This window comes from Streptomyces lasiicapitis (assembly GCF_014646335.1).
Classification (GTDB): Bacteria; Actinomycetota; Actinomycetes; order Streptomycetales; family Streptomycetaceae; genus Streptomyces; species Streptomyces lasiicapitis.
In genome coordinates, this window is the sequence record NZ_BMNG01000005.1 from 374,760 (window position 1) to 395,159 (window position 20,400).

Sequence of the window (20,400 nt, forward strand, 5' to 3'; positions counted from 1 at the left end):
CTGACCTGGCCTGATGGATATTCAGCAGGGTCCCCTGTGGACACGATCTGGACAACTCGGCAGTCCCCAGGGTGTGGAGGGCGCAAAGGCCACAGATCTGTGGAGAACGTACGCGGGGTGAGTCGGAATCGAACAGCAGGTGTCGGTGAGGTCGCGCTCGCGCGGCCGTTTCCGTCGTGCACAGCTGTGGGCACGCGCGCGTGGGCAACGAAAACGGCGCTCCCGGAGCTGTGTGGAAGCGCCTTGGAAGTCCCTAGGAAGTCGCTAGGAAGCGCTCTGGACAACGCGAAGGGCGCTCCGGAACCTGTCCGGAGCGCCCTTGAAGCCGCGTAACTCGGTGGCTGTCAGCCGTTCTTGATGCGGTTGGTGAGTTCGGTGACCTGGTTGTAGATGGAGCGGCGCTCGGCCATCAGCGCGCGGATCTTGCGGTCGGCGTGCATCACGGTCGTGTGGTCGCGGCCGCCGAACTGCGCGCCGATCTTCGGCAGCGAGAGGTCGGTCAGCTCGCGGCAGAGATACATGGCGATCTGCCGTGCCGTCACCAGGACCCGGCTGCGCGAGGAGCCGCACAGATCGTCCACCGTGAGCCCGAAGTAGTCGGCGGTCGCGGCCATGATGGCCGTCGCCGTGATCTCCGGAGCCGCGTCCTCACCGCCGGGGATCAGGTCCTTGAGGACGATCTCCGTGAGACCGAGGTCCACAGGCTGCCGATTGAGCGAGGCGAACGCCGTCACCCGGATCAGCGCGCCCTCCAGCTCGCGGATGTTGCGCGAGATGCGGGACGCGATGAACTCGAGGACCTCCGGGGGCGCGTTGAGCTGTTCCTGCACCGCCTTCTTACGAAGGATCGCGATACGCGTCTCCAGCTCGGGCGGCTGGACGTCGGTGATCAGGCCCCACTCGAAGCGGTTGCGCAGCCGGTCCTCAAGGGTCACGAGCTGCTTGGGCGGCCGGTCGCTGGACAGCACGATCTGCTTGTTCGCGTTGTGCAGCGTGTTGAAGGTGTGGAAGAACTCCTCCTGCGTCGACTCCTTGTCCGCGAGGAACTGGATGTCGTCGACCAGAAGGATGTCCATCTCGCGGTAGCGCTTGCGGAAGCTGTCGCCCTTGCCGTCGCGGATGGAGTTGATGAACTCGTTGGTGAACTCCTCGGAGCTCACATAACGGACGCGCGTACCGGGATAGAGGCTCCGCGCGTAGTGCCCGATGGCGTGCAGAAGATGCGTTTTGCCGAGGCCCGACTCCCCGTAGATGAACAGGGGGTTGTACGCCTTCGCAGGCGCCTCGGCCACGGCGACCGCGGCCGCGTGCGCGAACCGGTTCGACGCTCCGATGACGAAAGTGTCGAAGAGGTACTTCGGGTTGAGGCGCGCGGTCGGCTCACCCGGGCCGGTCGCGGGCGCGGGCTGCGCGGCCAGCGGGCCGGGGGCGCCGCTCGACGCGGGCAGCGGGGTACCGCCGCGGCCCACGGGTCCGCCGTGGCTTCCCTGGCCTCCGTGCCCGCCGGGGCCCCCAGGGCCGCCGCGGCCGCCGGAGCCCGCGCCACCGGACGACTCGGGGTGCTCGTGCCGGTCCCGGCGGTCGTGCCTGTCGTGCCGGTCGGGGCGCTCATGCCGCTCGTGCCGGTCGCGGTCCTGCGGCTGCCGGTCCGAGAGCTGGTCGTACGGTCCGCGGTCCTGCGGCGGCTGCGAGCGGTAGTCGTGCGGCGGCTGCTGGGGCGGGTTCGCGTACGGATCGCGGTCCGGGAAGCCCAGGCGCGGCTGCTGCCAGCCGTAGTCGTCCTGGGGCTGCTGGGGCCAGGCGCCGGGGCGCTGGTAGTCCGGGTAGGCGGGGCGGGCCGTCGGCAGCTGGTCGGGGCGCCCGCCGTGCTCGTCCCCTGGGCGGCGGCCGTAGCCGTCGTACGTGTCATGCCCCTGACCGGAGGAGGGAGGCTCGGGCTCCTCGTAGCGCGACGAGTGCTCCTCGTACCGCGAGGACTGGTCCTCGTACCGGGACTGCTGCTCGTCGTAGTCGGGGTACCGCGACTGCTGCTGGACGGGCGGTGCCGGCGGGGCCGGGGGCTCGCCCACGGAGTCGTCGACCGTGATCGCGATGCGGATGGGGCGGCCGCACTCCCGGCTCAGCGTCTCGCTGACGACGGGGGCGAGCCGGCCCTCCAGGACGCCCTTGGCGAACTCGTTCGGCACGGCGAGGAGCGCGGTGTCGGCGACCAGGGCGAGCGGCTGGCACCGTTTGATCCAGTGCTCGTCCTTCGCCTCGACGCCCTGCCCTCGCCCCTCTCCGAGAAGTTGTTCCAATACCCGTGGCCACACTGCGGCAAGATCGGCAGGTACATCAGCCACAGGGCACGCTCTCTCACGGGTCCCACGAAGGTGTGGTTCTTGGGACGGGTAGTGACGGAAATCGGGAGGGACGGGGGACGGGCAACGAGTCGGAGTTCAGCCACGGTAGTCAGGGCGACGGGTGCGGTTCAAGTTGTTGTCCACAGGCTGTGCACAGTGTCTCTCGATGACCGCTGGTTTGACCGGATGGCGTAGCCCCGCGTACCGTAACCAGGTCGAGTTGTCGATGGCTGCTGCCGCCTGCCTCCGATGGGCAAAGATCACGATCTGTGATTGTGAAGCGGTGCACTCGGTGCGTATGCGAGCTTCTCGTGGGCGCACGGTGACAGCCAGGCGATGTCCCGCCACCACACACATCATTTCTGGAGCCCCCGAGTGAGCAAGCGCACCTTCCAGCCGAACAACCGTCGTCGCGCGAAGACCCACGGCTTCCGGCTGCGGATGCGCACCCGTGCCGGCCGCGCCGTCCTGGCGTCCCGCCGTAGCAAGGGTCGCGCCCGCCTGTCCGCCTAAGCGCAATAAGGTCATGACGTCGTGCTGCCTACCGAGCATCGGCTGAGGCGGCGCGAAGACTTCGCGACCGCGGTACGAAGGGGTCGTCGGGCTGGCCGCCCGCTCCTCGTCGTCCATCTACGCAGCGGTGCAACGGACCCGCACGTGCCAGGGGAGAGCGTTCCCCCGACACGTGCGGGTTTCGTCGTGAGCAAGGCCGTGGGTGGAGCCGTGGTCCGCAATACGGTCAAGCGCAGACTGCGCCACCTCATGCGCGACCGACTTGCCTTGTTGCCCCCCGGTAGCCTGGTAGTCGTACGAGCGTTGCCCGGCGCGGGCGACGCCGACCATGCACTGCTGGCCCGAGACCTGGACGCCGCCCTGGAGCGGCTCCTGGGAGGGGGCGCGCGATGAAGTACCCGCTGCTGGCGCTGATCAAGCTGTACCAGTGGACGATCAGTCCGCTCCTCGGCCCAGTCTGCAAGTACTACCCGTCGTGCTCCCACTACGGCTTTCTGGCCATCGACCGGCACGGTGCGATCAAGGGAACGGCGCTCACTGCCTGGCGCATCCTGCGGTGCAATCCGTGGTCGCTCGGTGGTGTCGACCATGTTCCGCCGCGCAAGCGCCCGCGGTGGCACGAGATGCTGCGCGCCGCCTGGCGCGAGCGCAAGGGCGGGCCCTCCGCCGCTGGCGTGCCGACCGGAGACCTTCCCCCGGCTCCCGCGAGCCCGGCCGCCGAGACCCCGTCCCATGCTCAAGGAGCCTGATTAGTGGACACGATTGCCGGTTTCTTCAGCTTCATCACGACACCCGTCTCCTGGGTCATCGTGCAGTTCCACTCGCTGTACGGTGCGATCTTCGGCCCTGATACGGGCTGGGCCTGGGGCCTGTCGATCGTGTCCCTGGTGATCCTGATCCGCATCTGCCTGATCCCGCTCTTCGTGAAGCAGATCAAGGCGACCCGGGCCATGCAGACGCTGCAGCCCGAGATGAAGAAGATCCAGGAACGCTACAAGAGCGACAAGCAGCGTCAGTCCGAAGAGATGATGAAGCTGTACAAGGAGACGGGCACCAACCCGCTCTCCTCGTGCCTTCCCATCCTGGCGCAGTCGCCGTTCTTCTTCGCGCTGTACCACGTGCTGAACAGCATCGCGTCGAACGACACCATCGGCGTGATCAACAACCGCCTCCTGGAGAGCGCGCAGAAGGCTCACATCTTCGGCGCCCCGCTGGCCTCGAAGTTCACCGACAGCTCGTCGAAGGTCGAAGAGCTCGGCTCCTCCCTGACGGATGTGCGCGTCGTCACCGCGCTCATGATCGTCTTGATGTCGCTGTCGCAGTTCTACACGCAGCGCCAGCTCATGACGAAGAACGTCGACACCACCGTGAAGACGCCGTTCATGCAGCAGCAGAAGATGCTGATGTACGTCTTCCCCGTCATGTTCGCCGTCTTCGGCATCAACTTCCCCGTCGGTGTCCTCGTCTACTGGCTGACCACCAACGTGTGGACCATGGGCCAGCAGATGTACGTGATCCGGCAGAACCCGACCCCGGGCTCCAAGGCCCAGGCCGCGTTCCTGGAGCGCCTGCACAAGCACGTCACGCACGCCCAGAAGACCCGCAACCGTCGCGAGACCAATGTGGTCAAGGCCATCGTCGCCAAGGGCCGCGACCGCAACGAGTACGAGCGCAAGTTCATCAACGGCCTGAACAAGGCCGGACTCGCGGCCCAGGCCGACGGCACGATCGTGGTCAGCGACACCGCCACCATCACCGAGGACGGCACTCCGGCCACGGGTGGTGCGCCCAAGCGGCAGCAGCCCAAGCGGCAGAGCAAGGCCAAGCGCCAGTCCGCCCCGACCACGGCGGCCGGAAAGACGGACGAGGACGCGAAGACTTCGCTGACGAAGTCCGAGGACGGCGAGGACCAGACCGAGGGCAAGGACACCGAGCCCAAGGACGCCTTGAAGAAGGACACCGAGAACAAGGGCAAGTCCGGAGCCTCCGGCGGCCAGCCCGGCCAGGGCACCCGCAGTAAAGCCAAGTCCGGACAGCGCAAGGGCCAGCAGCGGCCCAAGCACCCCTCGAAGAAGTAGAAGGAGTCCATACCGTGACGGAAGGCACCACCACCTCCGCCGCTGCTGAGGCCGGCGACACCCTTTCCCGCCTTGAGCAGGAGGGCGAGATCGCGGCGGACTACCTCGAGGGTCTGCTGGACATCGCCGACCTCGACGGCGACATCGACATGGACGTCGAGGCCGACCGTGCCGCGGTGTCGATCGTCAGCGATGGCAGCGGCCGCGACCTGCACAAGCTGGTCGGCCGCGACGGCGAGGTCCTTGAGGCGCTCCAGGAGCTCACCCGCCTCGCGGTGCACCGCGAGACCGGCGACCGCAGCCGCCTGATGCTGGACATCGGGGGCTACCGCGCGAAGAAGCGCGAAGAGCTGTCCGAGCTGGGCGCCAAGGCCGCGGCCGACGCGAAGAGCTCCGGCGAGCCGGTCAAGCTCAAGCCGATGACGCCCTTCGAGCGCAAGGTCGTGCATGATGCGGTCAAGGCCGCCGGCTTGCGCAGCGAGTCCGAGGGTGAGGAGCCCCAGCGCTTCGTCGTGGTACTCCCCGCCTGATCACACGCGCTTTTCCCGGCCCCGTCTGTTCGCAGACGGGGCCGGTCTTTGTCAGCCTGATAGTCAGCGACCCAGTGCGGTACGGAAGGACGGTCCCCGTGACGGAGGCAGCGGAGCTCCCCCCGGCGCCGGAGCAGGCGCGGACAGTTTTCGGTGAGCGGTTTCCGGACGCGGTCCGGTACGCGGAGCTGCTGGCCGATACGGGAGTGCAGCGCGGCCTGATCGGCCCCCGTGAGGTTCCCCGGCTGTGGGAGCGGCACCTGCTGAACTGCGCGGTGCTGTCCGAGGTGGTCCCCGAGGGCGTGACGGTCTGCGACGTCGGCTCCGGCGCTGGACTGCCCGGAATCCCGCTGGCCCTCGTCCGCGGCGACCTGAAGATCACGCTCCTTGAGCCGCTGCTGCGGCGTACGAACTTCCTGACCGAGGTCGTCGAACTGCTCGGGCTCGACCATGTGACCGTTGTCCGCGGCCGTGCCGAGGAAGTTCTGGGCACACTGTCGCCCGTCCACGTCGTGACGGCGCGAGCCGTGGCCCCGCTGGACCGGCTCGCGGGCTGGGGTGTGCCGCTGCTGCGTCCGTACGGAGAGATGCTGGCCCTCAAGGGCGACACCGCCGAGGAAGAGGTCAAGGCGGCGGGAGCGGCCCTGAGCAAGCTCGGCGCGGAGTCCGTCTCCGTCGTGCACGTGGGCGAGGGCATCGTGGATCCCTTGTCCACGGTGGTGCGGGTCGAGGTCGGTGAGAGTCCCGGCGGTGTGCGGTTCGCGGCCAAGCGGGCCAAGGCCGCGCGAACGGGGCGGGCTCGACGCCGTCGCTGACCGTCGCGGAACAGTCGAGCGGATCGGTCGCTGATCCGTCCTGACGACGAGCCGTACTCCACAAAAGCTGTCAAACGTACGCATACCGGGGTGTCGCACCAGCGGCACCCCGGTTGCCGTGCATCGTGTTTCACGTGAAACGTCGCTCACTGCTGCATGGCATCATCAGTCGCGGCCGCGCTGCGGAACCTCGCGAACGTCGGCCGCTTGGCTCCCTCGACAAGGGCACGGAGTTGTCCACAGAGGGGGATTCGTCCACAGAAGACCGGGCCTCGCTGGTTCACGACCCCGAAAGCATGGGAGGCTCTGTTCATTGCGAGCCTGAAGTCGAGGAGAGTGAATCCTTGCGGTCCGACGCCAACATCGCGGGACCGATGACCGATCCGGTCCCCGGTCCCCGTACCGAGTCGGCGGGGGAGGATGTTTCACGTGAAACACCGAGCCCGATGGACGACACCCCCATCGGTCGCGCCGCCCAGTTGGCGGTGGAAGCCCTTGGCCGTGCCGGCGAAGGGTTGCCGCGACCGGACCAGACCCGAGTCATGGTGGTCGCCAACCAGAAGGGCGGAGTGGGCAAGACGACGACAACCGTCAACCTTGCCGCCTCGCTCGCTCTGCACGGCGCGCGTGTCCTGGTGGTCGATCTCGACCCACAGGGCAATGCCTCCACGGCTCTCGGTATCGACCATCACGCCGAAGTCCCCTCCATCTACGACGTGTTGGTCGAGAGCAAGCCTCTCTCCGAGGTCGTTCAGCCGGTCCCGGACGTCGAAGGGCTCTTCTGTGCCCCGGCGACCATCGACCTCGCCGGTGCGGAGATCGAGCTGGTGTCCCTCGTGGCACGGGAGAGCCGGCTGCAGCGAGCGATCCAGGCGTATGAGCAGCCCCTGGACTACATCCTCATCGACTGCCCGCCGTCGCTGGGGCTGCTGACGGTCAACGCACTGGTGGCCGGTGCGGAAGTGCTGATCCCGATCCAGTGCGAGTACTACGCGCTGGAGGGCCTCGGGCAGCTCCTGCGCAACGTCGACCTGGTCCGGGGACACCTCAACCCGCTCCTGCATGTGTCGACCATCCTGCTCACCATGTACGACGGCCGGACCCGGCTGGCGTCGCAGGTGGCGGACGAGGTGCGCAACCACTTCGGCGAAGAGGTGCTGCGCACGAGCATCCCGCGCTCGGTGCGTATCTCGGAGGCGCCGAGTTACGGCCAGACCGTGTTGACCTATGATCCGGGCTCCAGTGGTGCCCTGTCGTACTTCGAGGCGGCACGGGAGATCGCGCTCCGCGGAGTCGGCGTGCGCTACGACGTACAGCACGCCCACGCGGGCAGCCAGAACGAACAGCAGAACCTGACGGAGGGGATCCAGTGAGCGAGCGACGGAGAGGGCTGGGCCGTGGGCTCGGCGCTCTGATCCCTGCGGCCCCCACGGAGAAGTCGGCTGCCCAGGCCGCCGGGGGAGCCTCGACTTCGCCCTCAGCCGTGCCGGTGCTCACCGCCGAGCGAGGAGTGGCGGCCGCCAAGGTGGCCTCGCTTCCGCAGACCCCCGTTTCACATGAAACGGAGGAGCCGGTGAACGGCGTCGCGGTGGAGGAGCTGGCGAATCCCGCCGGCGCGCACTTCGCCGAACTCCCCCTCGACTCCATCACGCCCAACCCGCGGCAGCCGCGTGAGGTGTTCGACGAGGACGCCCTCGCGGAGTTGGTGACCTCCATCAAGGAGGTCGGTCTCCTCCAGCCCGTCGTCGTACGGCAGTTGGGGCCCGCGCGCTACGAGCTCATCATGGGCGAGCGGCGCTGGCGTGCCTGCCGTGAGGCGGGCCTGGAGCGCATCCCGGCGATCGTGCGGGCCACGGAGGACGACAAGCTCCTCCTGGACGCGCTCCTGGAGAACCTGCACCGCGCCCAGCTGAACCCGCTGGAAGAAGCAGCGGCGTACGACCAGCTGCTCAAGGACTTCAACTGCACGCACGACCAGTTGGCGGACCGCATCGGGCGCTCGCGCCCGCAGGTCTCCAACACGCTGCGGCTCCTGAAGCTCTCGGCGACGGTGCAGCGGCGGGTTGCCGCCGGTGTCCTCTCCGCAGGCCATGCCCGTGCGCTGCTGTCCGTGGAGGACGCGGAGGAGCAGGACCGGCTCGCACACCGCATCGTTGCCGAAGGCCTCTCGGTGCGTGCCGTGGAGGAGATCGTGACCCTCATGGGGTCGCGTCCGCAGAACAAGCCGAAGGCGAAGGGCCCGCGTGCCGGCACCATCGTCTCCCCGGCGCTGACCGGTCTCGCCACGCGTCTCTCCGACCGGTTCGAGACGCGCGTGCGGGTCGACCTGGGGCAGAAGAAGGGCAAGATCGTCGTCGACTTCGCCTCGCTGGAGGACCTGGAGCGCATCCTCGCCACGCTCGCTCCGGAGGAGGGCCCGGTCCTCAGGAACGGGCTCGCCGAGGCCGAAGCCGAGGCTGAGGACAGCCAGGAGGACGAGCGGGACTGAGTCTCCCCCGCGCTCCATGGGACGGAGTCCCGTGGCCCCTGTGAGAGCAGGCCGTGTCCGGTGTGTGCCGGAACACGGCCTGCTCTTTCCTTTCTTACGGTATCGGTGCAATCACATCGTGGATACGATGCGTTCGGGTATGGCGCATCCACCTGACAGCACCTCTTAGGGGAGGCGGGGGCCATGCGATCGGTGAGCCGCACAGGACTGGTGACCGCCGGGCTCGGGCTCGGAGCGGTCGGCGGGTTCGTCGGCAGCCTGCTCAAAGAACGGAGCGCACTGACGGCCGCTCGTGGGGCCGCGGGCGAAGGAAGTGAGGAACCGCCTTCATGGGGCGACGGCTCGTACCGCTCACGCTGGACAACCTTCCGGACCTTCCCAAGCGTTGCCGCACGTGTGTCTTCTGGGAGCTGGACCCGGTCAGCGGCCAGGCCGCGGTAAAGGCCGGCACACCGGAGCTGGAGAAGGAGGCGTGGATCTCCGCTGTCCTCCTGGAGTGGGGCTCCTGCGGACGCGTGGTCTATGTCGACGAGGTGCCGGTGGGCTTCGTGCTCTACGCGCCGCCGGCCTATGTACCGCGCTCGACCGCTTTCCCCACGAGCCCCGTCTCACCGGACGCGGTGCAGCTCATGACCGCCTGGATCATGCCGGGCTATCAAGGGCAGGGCCTGGGCCGCGTCATCGTGCAGACCGTCGCGAAGGATCTGCTGCGTCGAGGGTTCAAAGCCATCGAGGCTTTCGGGGATGCCCGCTGGGAGAAGCCCGCCTGCGTGCTGCCGGCCGATCATCTGCTGGCGGTGGGCTTCAAGACGGTCCGTCCGCACCCTGCCTATCCCCGGCTGCGGCTGGAGCTGCGTACGACGCTCTCCTGGAAGGAAGACGTCGAGCTGGCTCTCGACCGGCTCCTGGGCGCGGTCCAGAAGGAACCGGTGCTGCGGCCGCTGTAGACAAACGAATGGGCCAACCCCACGGGGTTGGCCCATTCGTGTTTCACGTGAAACATCGCTCACCGTCGCAGCGGCGGGCGTCGACTACTCGGCGATGAAGTCCTCAAGGTCGCGCACAAGGGCCGCCTTCGGCTTGGCGCCGACGATGGTCTTGGCGACCTCGCCGCCCTGGTAGACGTTCAGCGTCGGGATCGACATGACGCCGTACTTGGCGGCCGTTCCCGGGTTCTCGTCGATGTTGAGCTTGACGATCTCGATCTTGTCGCCGTACTCCTGCGCGATCGCCTCGAGCGACGGCGCGATCTGGCGGCACGGGCCGCACCATGCGGCCCAGAAGTCGACCAGGACGGGCTTGTCGTTCTTGAGGACGTCCTCATCGAAGGAAGCGTCGGTCACGTTCTTCAGATTGGCCACGATGGGCTCCTCACTTGGTGGTGCGGGTGGGGCGAAGGGGTCAGACGGCAGCGGCAGCCGCGGTCTCGCTGTCCACGGCGGCGGCGAGGAAGCGCTCGGCGTCGAGAGCGGCGGAGCAGCCCGTGCCCGCAGCCGTGATCGCCTGGCGGTACGTGTGGTCGACGACGTCACCGGCGCCGAAGACGCCGGAGAGGTTCGTCCGGGTCGACGGCGCGTCGACCTTCAGGTAGCCCTCGTCGTCCAGGTCCAGCTGGCCCTTGAAGAGCTCGGTGCGCGGGTCGTGGCCGATCGCGATGAAGAGGCCGGTCACCGGCAGCTCCGAGGTCTCACCGGTCTTGATGTTGCGCAGCGTGAGGCCGGAGAGCTTCTGGTCACCCTGGATCTCGGCGATCTCGCTGTCCCAGATGAACTTGATCTTCGGGTCGGCGAAGGCGCGCTCCTGCATGGCCTTGGAGGCACGCAGGCTGTCCCGGCGGTGGACCACGGTCACGGACTTGGCGAACCGGGAGAGGAAGGTGGCCTCCTCCATCGCCGTGTCACCGCCGCCGATCACCGCGATGTCCTGGTCCTTGAAGAAGAACCCGTCGCACGTCGCGCACCACGACACACCGCGTCCGGAGAGGGCGTCCTCGCGCGGCAGGCCCAGCTTGCGGTGCTGGGAGCCGGTCGTGACGATGACCGTCTTCGCGCGGTGCACCGTGCCCGCGGTGTCCGTGACCGTCTTGATCTCGCCGGTGAGGTCGACGGCGACCACGTCGTCGGGGACGAGCTCGGCGCCGAAGCGCTCGGCCTGGGCGCGCATGTTGTCCATGAGGTCGGGGCCCATGATGCCGTCCCGGAAGCCCGGGAAGTTCTCCACATCGGTGGTGTTCATCAGCGCGCCGCCGGCGGTGACGGCACCCTCGAACACCAAGGGCTTCAGCGAGGCGCGCGCGGTGTAGAGCGCCGCCGTGTAGCCGGCGGGCCCGGAGCCGATGATGATCACGTTACGGACGTCGGTCACGGCTTGATTCCTCGTCTCTGGGGACTGCTGCGTACTGCCGGTGGGTGCCTGTCTCAGGACTCTCACCCCACCCAACGGATCCTACGGGGCGAGCATTCCCAACGTGTCCGAGCACACGGAAGCAGGGCGTGCCCAGAGAAGGGAGACGAGGGTGGGAATGAGGGTCTCAGAGCCTCATGGCTTGGCGTAGGACTCGGTGAGGAGCACCTTGCCGGTGTCGTCGGGCGCGGCGGAGGCGACGCAGGTGCCGTCGATGACGTACGCGGAGACCTTGGCACTGTCGGAGTCGTGCGGCACGACCACCAGGTAAGCGGTCTTCCCCTCGTATGTGCCCTTGTCGGAGGCCAGGGGCGTGCGACCGCGGAGGCCCTGCTCGACACAGGCGGGCACCTCGACGTATGAATCGCGCATCTTGGAGCTCTTCGGGGGTTTCTCCCCCGGGCTGGACCGCACGTCGTAGGACGGCTGTGAGGACCCGCCGTCGGTGCCGGCGGCCGCCGCCTGCTCCTCGCTGAGGAGCTCGGAGACCTGGCCGCCGAGCTTGCCCTTGGAGAACGTGCTGTCGTTCCCTGCCGACGCGGAGTTGGAGGGCTTCTTCGAGTCACCGTTCCACGGCTGGATGAGCAGCGCGCCCAGGCCGAGGGCGGCGGCGGTGAAGACGGCGCCGAGCACGGTCGTACGGCGGCGGCTGCCACGCAGACGGCTGCTGCGGCCAGGGCCGCTGGCGGCACGGGGGTGTCCGGCGGGACCGCGGGTGTCGGGGCCGTGCGCGGCGGACGCCGATGAGGCTGCCGACGCGGTAGCCGCAGGGGTCGGCTTGGCCGTCGCTGTGGTCGATGTTTCACGTGAAACATGCGCGGTCGGCTCGGCGACGGTTTCACGGGTGGAGGCGGCAGTGGCGACGGCAGCGTCACCGGCTGCGTATTCGGCCTCAGTGACGACGACTGTGGCATCCAGCAGAGCCTCGGCTGCCAGGGCCGCGTCGATGCGCTCCGCGACATCGGTGGGCATCCGGGGCGGCCCCGGCAGTGTGCCGAGCATGCCGCGGATCTCTTCGAGGGATTCGTAGACGTCGGTACAGAGAGGGCAGTCGTCCAGGTGCCGGCGCACATCGAGGGTGCGGGACGGGGAGAGCAGGCCCTCGGTGAGGTCGGAGATCTCGGCGACGTCCGGGTGCCCAGCCGAGTCTGTCGTCGTGGTCACGCTCGCCCACCTCCGCCCTTCACTGCCGCTGAGTCGCTGGGTCCCGTATCCGGAGGAGTCCCCGCGTCATGAGGTTCCGCTGCCGGTGGGACGGTTGTCCCCTGCGTCCGGTTCCGTCCCGGAGCAGAGTTTCTGGTGTCATCCCGGCTGCCTCCGTTGCCGCCGCCGTCCTCGCGTCGAGGGGGCGCCTCCGTCCGCAGATGCGTGAGGAGGGGCAGGAGTCTGGCTCTGCCGCGCGCACAGCGGCTCTTCACCGTGCCGGTCGGGATGTCGAGCACGCGGGCCGCCTCGGCCACGGGATAGCCCTGCATGTCCACCAGGACGAGGCAGGCCCGTTGGTCGGGCGGCAGGGTGCCGAGCGCCTCCAGGAGCTCCCGGTGAAGATCGCCGCGCTCGACGGGTGCCGCGGCGGACTCGTGCGGTTCGAGGAGCTGCTCAAGACGTTCGGCGTCGTCGACCGGAGAGGTCTTCCGGGAGGCGACCTTGCGCGCCCGGTCGAGGCAGGCGTTCACGGTGATGCGGTGCAGCCAGGTCGTCACGGCGGACTGGCCGCGGAAGGTGTGGGCGGCGCGGTAGGCGGACACGAGGGCGTCCTGGACGGCGTCCGCCGCCTCCTCGCGGTCCCCCAGCGTGCGCAGGGCCACCGCCCACAGCCGGTCGCGATGGCGGCGGACGATCTCCCCGAAGGCGTCCTTGTCGCCGTCGACATGGCGGGCCAGGAGGTCCTGGTCGTTCAGCTCACCGAGCTCGGTGCCGTCCAATGTGGAACCCCTCCCCTCGCCTCTCAGCGTCCGCCGGCCCGGTCAGCCCTTGAACTTCACGTCCGTGATGCCCTGCTTGAAGCCCGCGCCGTAGTAGCCGTCCGTACCGGACTCCGGCACGTGCGTCATCCAGAGCAGCACGTACTGCGTCTTGACCGGCTTGTTGGCTTTGATGTTGAGGCTCGTGTCCGAGGTCGTGCCGTCACCGATCTTCTTCATCGAGCTGACCGGCCCGGACGGCGACATCGAGTCGGTGGCGTACAGGGCCGCCTTCGTGCTGGAGCCCGGGTACTTGAGGGCGAGCGACGCAACCGTGACGTTCTTCGCGGAGCCGAGGTCGTAGACGATGCCGACGCCCGGGCGGTACGGGGCCAGCCGGGGACCGGCCACGTACGACTTGGTGCGCCAGAGCGTGGAGGTGTCGCCGTCGTACGTCTTCGAGACGTTCTCAGGGTCCTGCGCCTTGCCGCCGAGCAGAGACTCCTGCGCGTCCTCGATCGCGATCGGCTTCGGCGGCTTCGGCTGCTTCTTGTCGTCGCCGTCCGTCGTCTTGGACGTGCCGGAGTCACCGTTCTTGTTCTGGTCCATCAGCGCGTCCGCGAGCTGCCAGCTGCCCAGGCCGAGTGCGGCGATGAGCAGGGCGGACACGGCCCACTTGAGGGCCCTGCCGGTGCGGCTCTGCAGCGGGGGCGGCGGTGTCGGCACGGGCTGGGTGGCCCCGGGAGCCTGCGAGCCGCGACCGTAGTTGCCCTGCTGGTAGGTCGTGCGCTGGTACTCCGGCGGAGCCGTGAAGGCGGGCTCCGGCGGCCGGATGCGGGGCATCTCGGCGACGGCCTTCACCAGGTCGTCCGGTGTCGTGCACGCGGGCTCCTGGCGGGACGCCGTCGCGCCGTCGTTGACGAGCGCGCGCATGGCGAGCTCGGACAGGCCTCGGTGCACGCCGGCCCGGACCTGGTCCGGCGGGAGCAGACCGACGCCCTTGGGCAGCCCGGACAGGCCGTACGCGTCGCTGTCGTACGGCCAGCGCTGGGTCAGCGAGGCGTACAGCAGGGCACCGATGGCCTCGGTGTCGGCGCGCTGGGGGGTCTCGGTGCTGATCCCGCGCAGTGCCGCGTTCACGGCGAGGCCGCGGATGCGGTACTGGCCCGACGAGGTGCGCAGGACGGCGCTCGGGGCCAGCCGCAGATGCGCGAGGCCTTCGCGGTGTGCCGCGGCCATGGCCTGGCTGACCTGGCTGACGAGCTGGTAGGCGTCGTGGGCCTCGAGGGGTCCGGCCGCGAACAGCGCGGTCAGTTCCGTGGCGTCGGGAAGCCACTCGTGGACGACGTAGACAAGGTCGTTCTCCTCGACCGCGTCCAGGACCTGGACGAAGCGAGGGTCGCCGAGCAGCGCCGCGGAGCGGGCCGCGGCGAGTACCGAGCGGGCGCGAGGATGGTCGGCGGGCAGCAGGTGCACACCCACCGCCCGGCGCAGTTTCTCGTCCACCGCACGCCAGCTACTGAAACCGTCCAGACGGGTGACGCACTCTTCGAGGCGATAGCGTCTGGCGAGTTTGTGGCCGCTGTGCAGTTCCGGGGGCGTGGTCGCCCCGGGAGGACTGGTGGTCTCATTCGTCTCTGTTGCGCCGTCGTCCGCCGTGTCCCGCTCCCGGGTCTGGGCCACGCCGTCGGCCGTGGACTGCTCCGCCTGCGCGGTCAGCGGCTTGTCGCCGCTGTTGTCTGCCACGTCGACGGCAGCCGTGCTCCGTTCCGCCACCGTCGTTCCTGCCTCCCCATCCGTTGCGCTTCGTCAGACGCCAAAGCCAATTGTGCCCACAGTCCGGCGCTATGCACGACACGCGGTGGCCGACGATGGTTGTGCGAACTCCTTCACATCAGCGCCCCAGTCGTCCGCGCACCATACCGACCAGCGAGTTCAGCTCCTGGATCCGCATGCGCCGCGCGGCCACGAAGAAGACCCCGAAGAGCACCGCACAGCCGACGACCAGCGCGGCCAGCGAGCCGATGACTCCCTGACCGAGCGCCTTCGTGATCGCGTACCCGGTCCCGGCGCCGAGAATCGCCCCGGGCACGGACGCGAGCGCGAGGCGGGCGTACGTACGGATCACGTTCGCGCCGTCCAGGTCGCCCCCCAGCCGCTTGCGCAGCCGGTGCCAGGCGACGCCCACACCGATCGCGTAGGCGGCGCCGTACGAGAGAGCCATCCCCGCCACGGCCCAGCGGGCGGGCAGCACCAGGTAGCAGACCCCGGAGGCGGCGGCGTTGAAAGCGGCCACAATGACCGTGTTGTAGAAGGGGGTGCGGGTGTCCTCGTACGCGTAGAAGGCGCGGAGGACGACGTACTGCACCGAGTACGGGATCAGGCCGAGGCCGAAGGCCATCAGCATGTAGCCCATGCGCGTCGCGCCGTTGACGCCGGACGAGCCGAAGATCAGCGTGCACATCGGGATGCCGAGCGCGAGGAAGCTGAAGGCGATCGGCACGATCGCGACCGCCGAGGTCCGCAGGCCCTGCGAGATGTCGTCGCGGACGGCCCCGGTGTCGCCCTCGTGGGCCGAGCGGGACAGCCTCGGCAGCAGGGCGGCCATCAGGGAGACCGTGATGATGGCCTGCGGGAGGCCCCAGATGAGCTGGGCGTTGGCGTAGGCGGAGAAGCCCGTGCCGTCCATGCCGGAGTGCTTGACCGCCGCGGTGCCGAGCTGGGTCACGACGATCGCGCCCGCCTGGTTGGCCAGGACGAAGAGCATCGTCCACTTGGCCAGCATGGCGGCCTTGCCGAGGCCCTGGCCCTTCCAGTCGAAGCGCAGGCGCAGCTTGAAGCCGGTCTCGCGCAGGTAGGGGATCATCGCGAGCGACTGGACGACGAGCCCGAGCAGGACGCCGATGCCGAGCAGGCGCACGCCGTCGTCGGGGATCGACGTGACCCGCATCCCCGACTTCTCGGAGGTGCCGTACACCCACAGGAACATGCCGAGCGTCGCGATGATGACGATGTTGTTGAGGACCGGGGTCCACATCATCGCGCCGAACTTGCCGCGCGCGTTGAGGATCTGCCCCATCACGACGTGGACGCCCATGAAGAAGATCGAGGGCAGGAAGTAGCGGACGAAGGTGATGGCGACCTCGTTGGCCGCCGGGTCGCTGGCGACCGGCGTGGAGAGCGCGTGGACCAGCAGCGGCGCCGCCAGCCAACCGATCACGGTGAGCATGCCCAGCGCCACCATGACCAGCGTCAGAAGCCGGTTGGCGTACGCCTGGCCGCCGTCCGCGTCGTTCTTCTGGGCGCGCACGAGCTGCGGCACGAAGACCGAGTTGAGGCCGCCGCCGACGGTGAGGATGTAGATCATCGTCGGCAGTTGGTAGGCCACCTGGAAGGTGTCGCCGAGGAGGCCGATGCCGAGGGCCGAGACGATCATCGCCGAGCGGACGAAGCCGGTGAGGCGGGACACCATCGTGCCCGCGGCCATCACCGCGCTCGACTTCAGCAGGCTGGCCGCGCGGCCGCCGGACTTCCCCGCGGGCGCCGCGGGGGCGGGCGTGGGCGCCTTGGCGGGCGCGGGGACGGCCGCGGTCTCCGGCTCGGCCGGCGGGCGCTCACCGTCGTACTGCGGGTCCTGGTAGTAACCGCCCTGGTTCGGGTCCGGGTACTGATTGGGGTCCTGGTAGTAGCCGCCGCCTTGTTGCGCGGCGTACGGGGTGCCGTGCTGTGCGTACTGGGCGTTCTGCTGGGCGCCGTAGCCGCCTTCGTTCTGAGGGTAGGCGTACGGCGTGCCGTGCTGCTGGTCGGGATACGCGGCGCCGGGCTGCTGCTGGTTCTGGTACGTGGCGCCCGGCTGCTGCTGGGCGGCGTAACCCGAGCCCTGCTGGCCCGCGTAACCGGCACCAGGGTGCTGTGGGTCCGCGTAGGCCGCCTGGCCGGGCTGCTGCTGGTAGGGGTACGCGCCGCCGCCCTGCTGGTCCTGGTATCCGGCGGTGGGCTGTCCCTGGTAGCCGGAGGCCTGCTGGCCCTGGTGCCCGGCGCCCTGGGCGGGGTGCTGGCCCTGGTAGCCCTGGGGCTGCTGGCCCTGGTAGCCGCCGTGCTGCTGGCCCTCGTAGCCGGATGCCTGCTGTGCGCGTGGGTCGGCGGGCCGCTGGTTGCCGTAGTCGGCCGCCCGCGGGTCCTGGTAGCCGCTGCCCTGCTGGTCGCGGAAGAGGTGCGCGAAGGCGTCCGGCTGGTGACGCTCCTCGCCGGCCTGGGTGACGAGGTCGTCCACGCCCACGTACTGCGTCGTGCGCGGGTCGTCGCCGTACGGAAGGTGCCGGGTCGGGCCCTCCGGCTCCGGGGGCGGGGTCTGGGCCCAGACGCGGGGGTCCGGTTGGTACTGGGACGAAGGCGGCTGGGCGTAGAGCTGCTGCGGGTCCGGGTAGCTGCCGGGGGGCGGCGGGGGGTGCGCCGCGCGGTCGTAGAGCGCCTCGGCGACCGGGTCCTGGGCCGAGAGGTCCTGGGCTCGGTAGGGGTCCTGGGCGTACGCGTCCTGGAGGTAGGCGTCCGGCGCGTGCTGCGGCGGAACCTGCCCGTCCTCAGGCGTGCCGGGAGGAGGGCCTCCGGCTGCGCCGGAGCTGCCCGTGCCCTCGCCGCGCTCACCGTCGTACGGCGCGTTCATGGTTTACCCCACCTCATGGTCCCCGGGCCCACCGGCCACGACATCGCTCAACGGTCCACTCTCTCACCCGGGTGCGACGGCTCGGTGCTTTCGGGAGCGGTGTCCGGTGTCGGGTCACTCGGCTGCTCGGGATCGCTCCCGCCGGGGTCGGTGTCGGGAGCGGGGCCGGGGGTGGCGTCGGAATCCCCGTCGGGGCCTCCGTCGGGGCCGCCGTCCGGGCCTGCCTCCGCCCGCTGCTGCGCCGCGCGCTTGCGCTGGGTGTACATGCGGAACCCGGCGAGGACGAGGAGCAGGACGCCGCCGCCGATGACCAGCATCACCGTTGCGGTGAACTCGGTGACGTTGACGTCGAAGCGGACGGGGGCGCCGTAGGGCTGTCCGTCCTCGGTGTAGAGCTGGGCGGAGACCGTGACCGGGCCGTTGGCGTTGGCGGTGGTGGTGAACTTCACGGACTGCGTGTGACCGCCGCCCGTGATCTTGACCGGCTGTTCCTCGTACAGCCCGTCGCCGACCTTCAGGCGGGTGGGGTTGGTCGACGTCAGGCGCAGGACGAGGTGGTCGACGCCCTGGACCAGGTTGTTCTGCACCGTGACCGGGATGGTCGCGCTGCGCCCCGAAAGCTTCACGTCGGACTTGTTGATCAACTTCACCTGTTCGGTGAGGCTGGTCAGATAGGCCTGGACGCCCTTGCGGAAGGTGCTTGCCTCCGCCGTGCGGCCGCGCCACGACGTGGCCATTCCGCGGTCCATCGCCCGCCCGAAGGGGGTGATGACGCGCTCCGGCGCGGAGAGGATCTCCTGGAAGCGGTCGAGCTTGCCCTGGGTGTCCTGGATCTCCTTGAACGCCGAGCGGGGCAGCTCCTGCTTGCGCAGGGACGCCGGGTAGGCGCCCGCTGACGGGACCTGCGTGGTGGCGTTCGGGTCCGGCTTGGCCTTCGCGGCGGCCGCCAGGTCCTGCGGCTGCGACCAGCGCTTGTCGTCGAGGGCAGTCAGCGCCCTGGCCATCGACTGGGCCTGGCTGGCGGACGGCATGCGCTGCGGCGCGACCACGATGCTGCGCTGCTTGGCGGGATCCTGCAGCGTGATCATGAGGCTCTGGGCCAGGAACTCCTGCACGGCGAGCGTGGAGTCCTCGGCGCCCGTCATGTCGCCTCGGAACGCGGTGGACAGGCGGGCGTCGGCGACCACGGCGGTCGTGCCGCCGCCGATGGGACGCGCCGCGCTGGGTGTGTACGGCAGCCCGCCCGTCTCGCGCAGGCTGTCGCTGCGGGCGATCACCGCGTGGGCGCCCGCCGAGGTGGCGACGTCGACGACCGACGGGTCGATCGCGCCCTCCGCCGGCCAGGCGAAGTCGGAGTTCGGCTTGACCTGGAGGATGTCGTCCACGGCGTCGGCGCCGACTTGGGTGGCTTCCTTGAGGTGGCCGAGCGAACCGGTGACCGTCTTGCCGGTGTGGGCGAGCGAGGCGAGATCGGGGTCCGCGAAGGGCAGCGCGACGACCTTCTTGCCCTCCACGGCCTGCTGGAGCTGGTTGAGCCACTGCTTCGCGACGGCCTGGTACCTGCCCGCGACGGTTGTGCCGTCGGGGCCCTCGACGTCGTAGCTCGTTGTCATCGCCTCGACCGAGACCAGCAGGTCCGGGTCGACGACCCAGGTCACGTCGAGCTGGCTGCCGAGTGTCAGGAGCTGTTGCAGACGGCCGCCCGGCTGGAGCTCCTTGGCCAGACCCTCGTCCTTGAAGAGTGGAGTCTGCTGCGCGTCCGAGCGCATCCTCGCGGTGAGGTGCGTGGCGGAGATGAGCGGCCACAGGTAGGTCGTCTTGGTCTTTGTCTCGGCGGCCCCGTCCTGCCACGGCAGGAAGGTCCGCTCGATGCCGAGCACCTGGGGGAAGGGCTGGGCCGAGGTCTGGCCGGTGAGCGTGACGCCGAGCTGGTAGACCCCGTCCACGCCGAGGTTCAGGGCGCTTACGGGCACGGAGATGCTGAAGTCGTGGCGGACGCCCGGGGCGAGCCGGGAGACCTTCTGGACGTACTTCCCGCCGACCTCATTGCCGTCGGCACCCAGCTGGTATGCGGTGCGCTTCGACGCGCTGTCGATCTCCGTGCGGCCGCCGAGGGGAACGGCGCCGATGCGCAGGCCCACCTGGGCGTCGGTGACCGTCTGGCTGCCGTCGTTGGTGACCGTGCCCGAGACGGTGACGGTGTCGCCCTCGCGCGGCGCCGCGGGCGTGAGCGAGTTCAGGGAGACATTCACGGTGCGGGAGCCGGTGGCGGCGGCTTTCGGGCGCGTGGCGGCCGTCTGGGCGCTTGTGACACCGCTGCTCGTGCCGGCACTCGTGGCGCTCGACGTGTTCGCCGTCACTTCCGAGGATGCCGCGTACGCGGACGGGCTCGCGGGCACATGAAGCAGACCGGCCAGCAGGGGAGCCCCGGCCAGCAGTGTCGCTGTGCGCCGGAGCCACCGGCGGGCAGGTGAGGGGCTGGTCCCCGGGAAATCTGCCGCCTCGGCCACGCGTTGCCCGTCCCTCGTCGTCGTCAGGTGTGTCGGTGGTTGTCGTTCGCTGCGTCCACGCATGGTAACGAGGTGCGCGGGGGCTAAGTGCCGCGGTCCGCTCCACAAGATCGCAACAACTGGCCGTCGCGGCGGCGAGGGCCGTGGTGAGCGC

General features: G+C 69.5%; 17 protein-coding genes. 9 read left to right on the top strand and 8 right to left on the bottom strand.

What is annotated here, in order from left to right; genetic code table 11:
* Positions 1-344: 344 nt before the first annotated feature.
* Positions 345-2,342: a chromosomal replication initiator protein DnaA gene (dnaA, locus tag IEY91_RS13335; protein WP_189174093.1), complete on the bottom strand. Its 1,998-nt coding sequence runs from the start codon at positions 2,340-2,342 to the stop codon at positions 345-347.
* A 375-nt stretch (positions 2,343-2,717) separates the two neighbouring features.
* Between dnaA and rpmH the strand changes: the two genes are divergently transcribed.
* From rpmH to IEY91_RS13380, 9 genes are all read left to right on the top strand, one after another.
* Positions 2,718-2,855, top strand: coding sequence for a 50S ribosomal protein L34 (rpmH, locus tag IEY91_RS13340; RefSeq protein WP_016644655.1), 138 nt, complete (start codon positions 2,718-2,720; stop codon positions 2,853-2,855).
* A 21-nt stretch (positions 2,856-2,876) separates the two neighbouring features.
* The gene (gene rnpA / locus IEY91_RS13345; protein WP_164322955.1) at positions 2,877-3,248 is read left to right on the top strand and encodes a ribonuclease P protein component; all 372 of its coding nucleotides are present in this window, start codon (positions 2,877-2,879) and stop codon (positions 3,246-3,248) included.
* Complete coding sequence (yidD, locus tag IEY91_RS13350) at positions 3,245-3,604, top strand: membrane protein insertion efficiency factor YidD (protein WP_189174094.1); 360 nt, start codon at positions 3,245-3,247, stop codon at positions 3,602-3,604. The genes rnpA and yidD overlap by 4 nt, the downstream gene beginning before the upstream one ends.
* A 3-nt stretch (positions 3,605-3,607) precedes the next feature.
* Positions 3,608-4,933, top strand: coding sequence for a membrane protein insertase YidC (gene yidC / locus IEY91_RS13355; RefSeq protein ID WP_164322959.1), 1,326 nt, complete (start codon positions 3,608-3,610; stop codon positions 4,931-4,933).
* A gap of 14 nt (positions 4,934-4,947) precedes the next feature.
* The gene (locus IEY91_RS13360) at positions 4,948-5,463 is read left to right on the top strand and encodes a Jag family protein (RefSeq protein WP_164322961.1); all 516 of its coding nucleotides are present in this window, start codon (positions 4,948-4,950) and stop codon (positions 5,461-5,463) included.
* A gap of 98 nt (positions 5,464-5,561) precedes the next feature.
* Positions 5,562-6,278, top strand: a complete 717-nt coding sequence (gene rsmG, locus IEY91_RS13365; RefSeq protein WP_164322963.1) for a 16S rRNA (guanine(527)-N(7))-methyltransferase RsmG — start codon at positions 5,562-5,564, stop codon at positions 6,276-6,278.
* Between the two features lie 296 nt (positions 6,279-6,574).
* Positions 6,575-7,651 carry a ParA family protein gene (locus IEY91_RS13370; RefSeq protein ID WP_164328368.1) on the top strand — a complete coding sequence of 359 codons (1,077 nt, stop codon included), beginning with the start codon at positions 6,575-6,577 and terminating at the stop codon, positions 7,649-7,651.
* Entirely contained in the window at positions 7,648-8,766 is a 1,119-nt protein-coding gene (locus IEY91_RS13375; RefSeq protein ID WP_164322965.1) for a ParB/RepB/Spo0J family partition protein, read from the top strand. The genes IEY91_RS13370 and IEY91_RS13375 overlap by 4 nt, the downstream gene beginning before the upstream one ends.
* 329 nt (positions 8,767-9,095) lie before the next feature.
* Positions 9,096-9,713, top strand: coding sequence for a GNAT family N-acetyltransferase (locus IEY91_RS13380; RefSeq protein WP_164322967.1), 618 nt, complete (start codon positions 9,096-9,098; stop codon positions 9,711-9,713).
* Between the two features lie 84 nt (positions 9,714-9,797).
* Here the strand turns inward: IEY91_RS13380 and trxA are convergent, their stop codons facing one another.
* From trxA to IEY91_RS13415, 7 genes are all read right to left on the bottom strand, one after another.
* Complete coding sequence (trxA, locus tag IEY91_RS13385; protein ID WP_164328369.1) at positions 9,798-10,130, bottom strand: thioredoxin; 333 nt, start codon at positions 10,128-10,130, stop codon at positions 9,798-9,800.
* A gap of 37 nt (positions 10,131-10,167) precedes the next feature.
* Positions 10,168-11,130 carry a thioredoxin-disulfide reductase gene (trxB, locus tag IEY91_RS13390; protein ID WP_164322969.1) on the bottom strand — a complete coding sequence of 321 codons (963 nt, stop codon included), beginning with the start codon at positions 11,128-11,130 and terminating at the stop codon, positions 10,168-10,170.
* A gap of 174 nt (positions 11,131-11,304) precedes the next feature.
* Positions 11,305-12,333 (bottom strand): anti-sigma factor family protein, encoded by a 1,029-nt coding sequence (locus tag IEY91_RS13395; RefSeq protein WP_189174095.1) that lies wholly within the window; start codon positions 12,331-12,333, stop codon positions 11,305-11,307.
* A complete protein-coding gene (sigM, locus tag IEY91_RS13400; RefSeq protein ID WP_189174096.1) occupies positions 12,330-13,094 on the bottom strand; it encodes an RNA polymerase sigma factor SigM in 765 nt (254 codons plus the stop codon). The genes IEY91_RS13395 and sigM overlap by 4 nt, the downstream gene beginning before the upstream one ends.
* A 42-nt stretch (positions 13,095-13,136) precedes the next feature.
* A complete protein-coding gene (locus IEY91_RS13405) occupies positions 13,137-14,849 on the bottom strand; it encodes a protein kinase family protein (RefSeq protein WP_189174097.1) in 1,713 nt (570 codons plus the stop codon).
* A 118-nt stretch (positions 14,850-14,967) separates the two neighbouring features.
* Positions 14,968-17,736 (bottom strand): murein biosynthesis integral membrane protein MurJ, encoded by a 2,769-nt coding sequence (gene murJ, locus IEY91_RS13410; protein ID WP_189174098.1) that lies wholly within the window; start codon positions 17,734-17,736, stop codon positions 14,968-14,970.
* A gap of 47 nt (positions 17,737-17,783) precedes the next feature.
* Positions 17,784-20,246 carry a DUF6049 family protein gene (locus tag IEY91_RS13415; RefSeq protein ID WP_189174099.1) on the bottom strand — a complete coding sequence of 821 codons (2,463 nt, stop codon included), beginning with the start codon at positions 20,244-20,246 and terminating at the stop codon, positions 17,784-17,786.
* Positions 20,247-20,400 lie beyond the last annotated feature (154 nt).

Excerpts from the sequence above, each read along its gene's own strand:
- murJ (WP_189174098.1), bottom strand. The coding sequence starts at position 17,736 with ATGAACGCGCCGTACGACGGTGAGCGCGGCGAGGGCACGGGCAGCTCC.
- IEY91_RS13370 (WP_164328368.1), top strand. The coding sequence starts at position 6,575 with ATGGGAGGCTCTGTTCATTGCGAGCCTGAAGTCGAGGAGAGTGAATCC.
- IEY91_RS13380 (WP_164322967.1), top strand. The coding sequence starts at position 9,096 with ATGGGGCGACGGCTCGTACCGCTCACGCTGGACAACCTTCCGGACCTT.
- yidD (WP_189174094.1), top strand. The coding sequence starts at position 3,245 with ATGAAGTACCCGCTGCTGGCGCTGATCAAGCTGTACCAGTGGACGATC.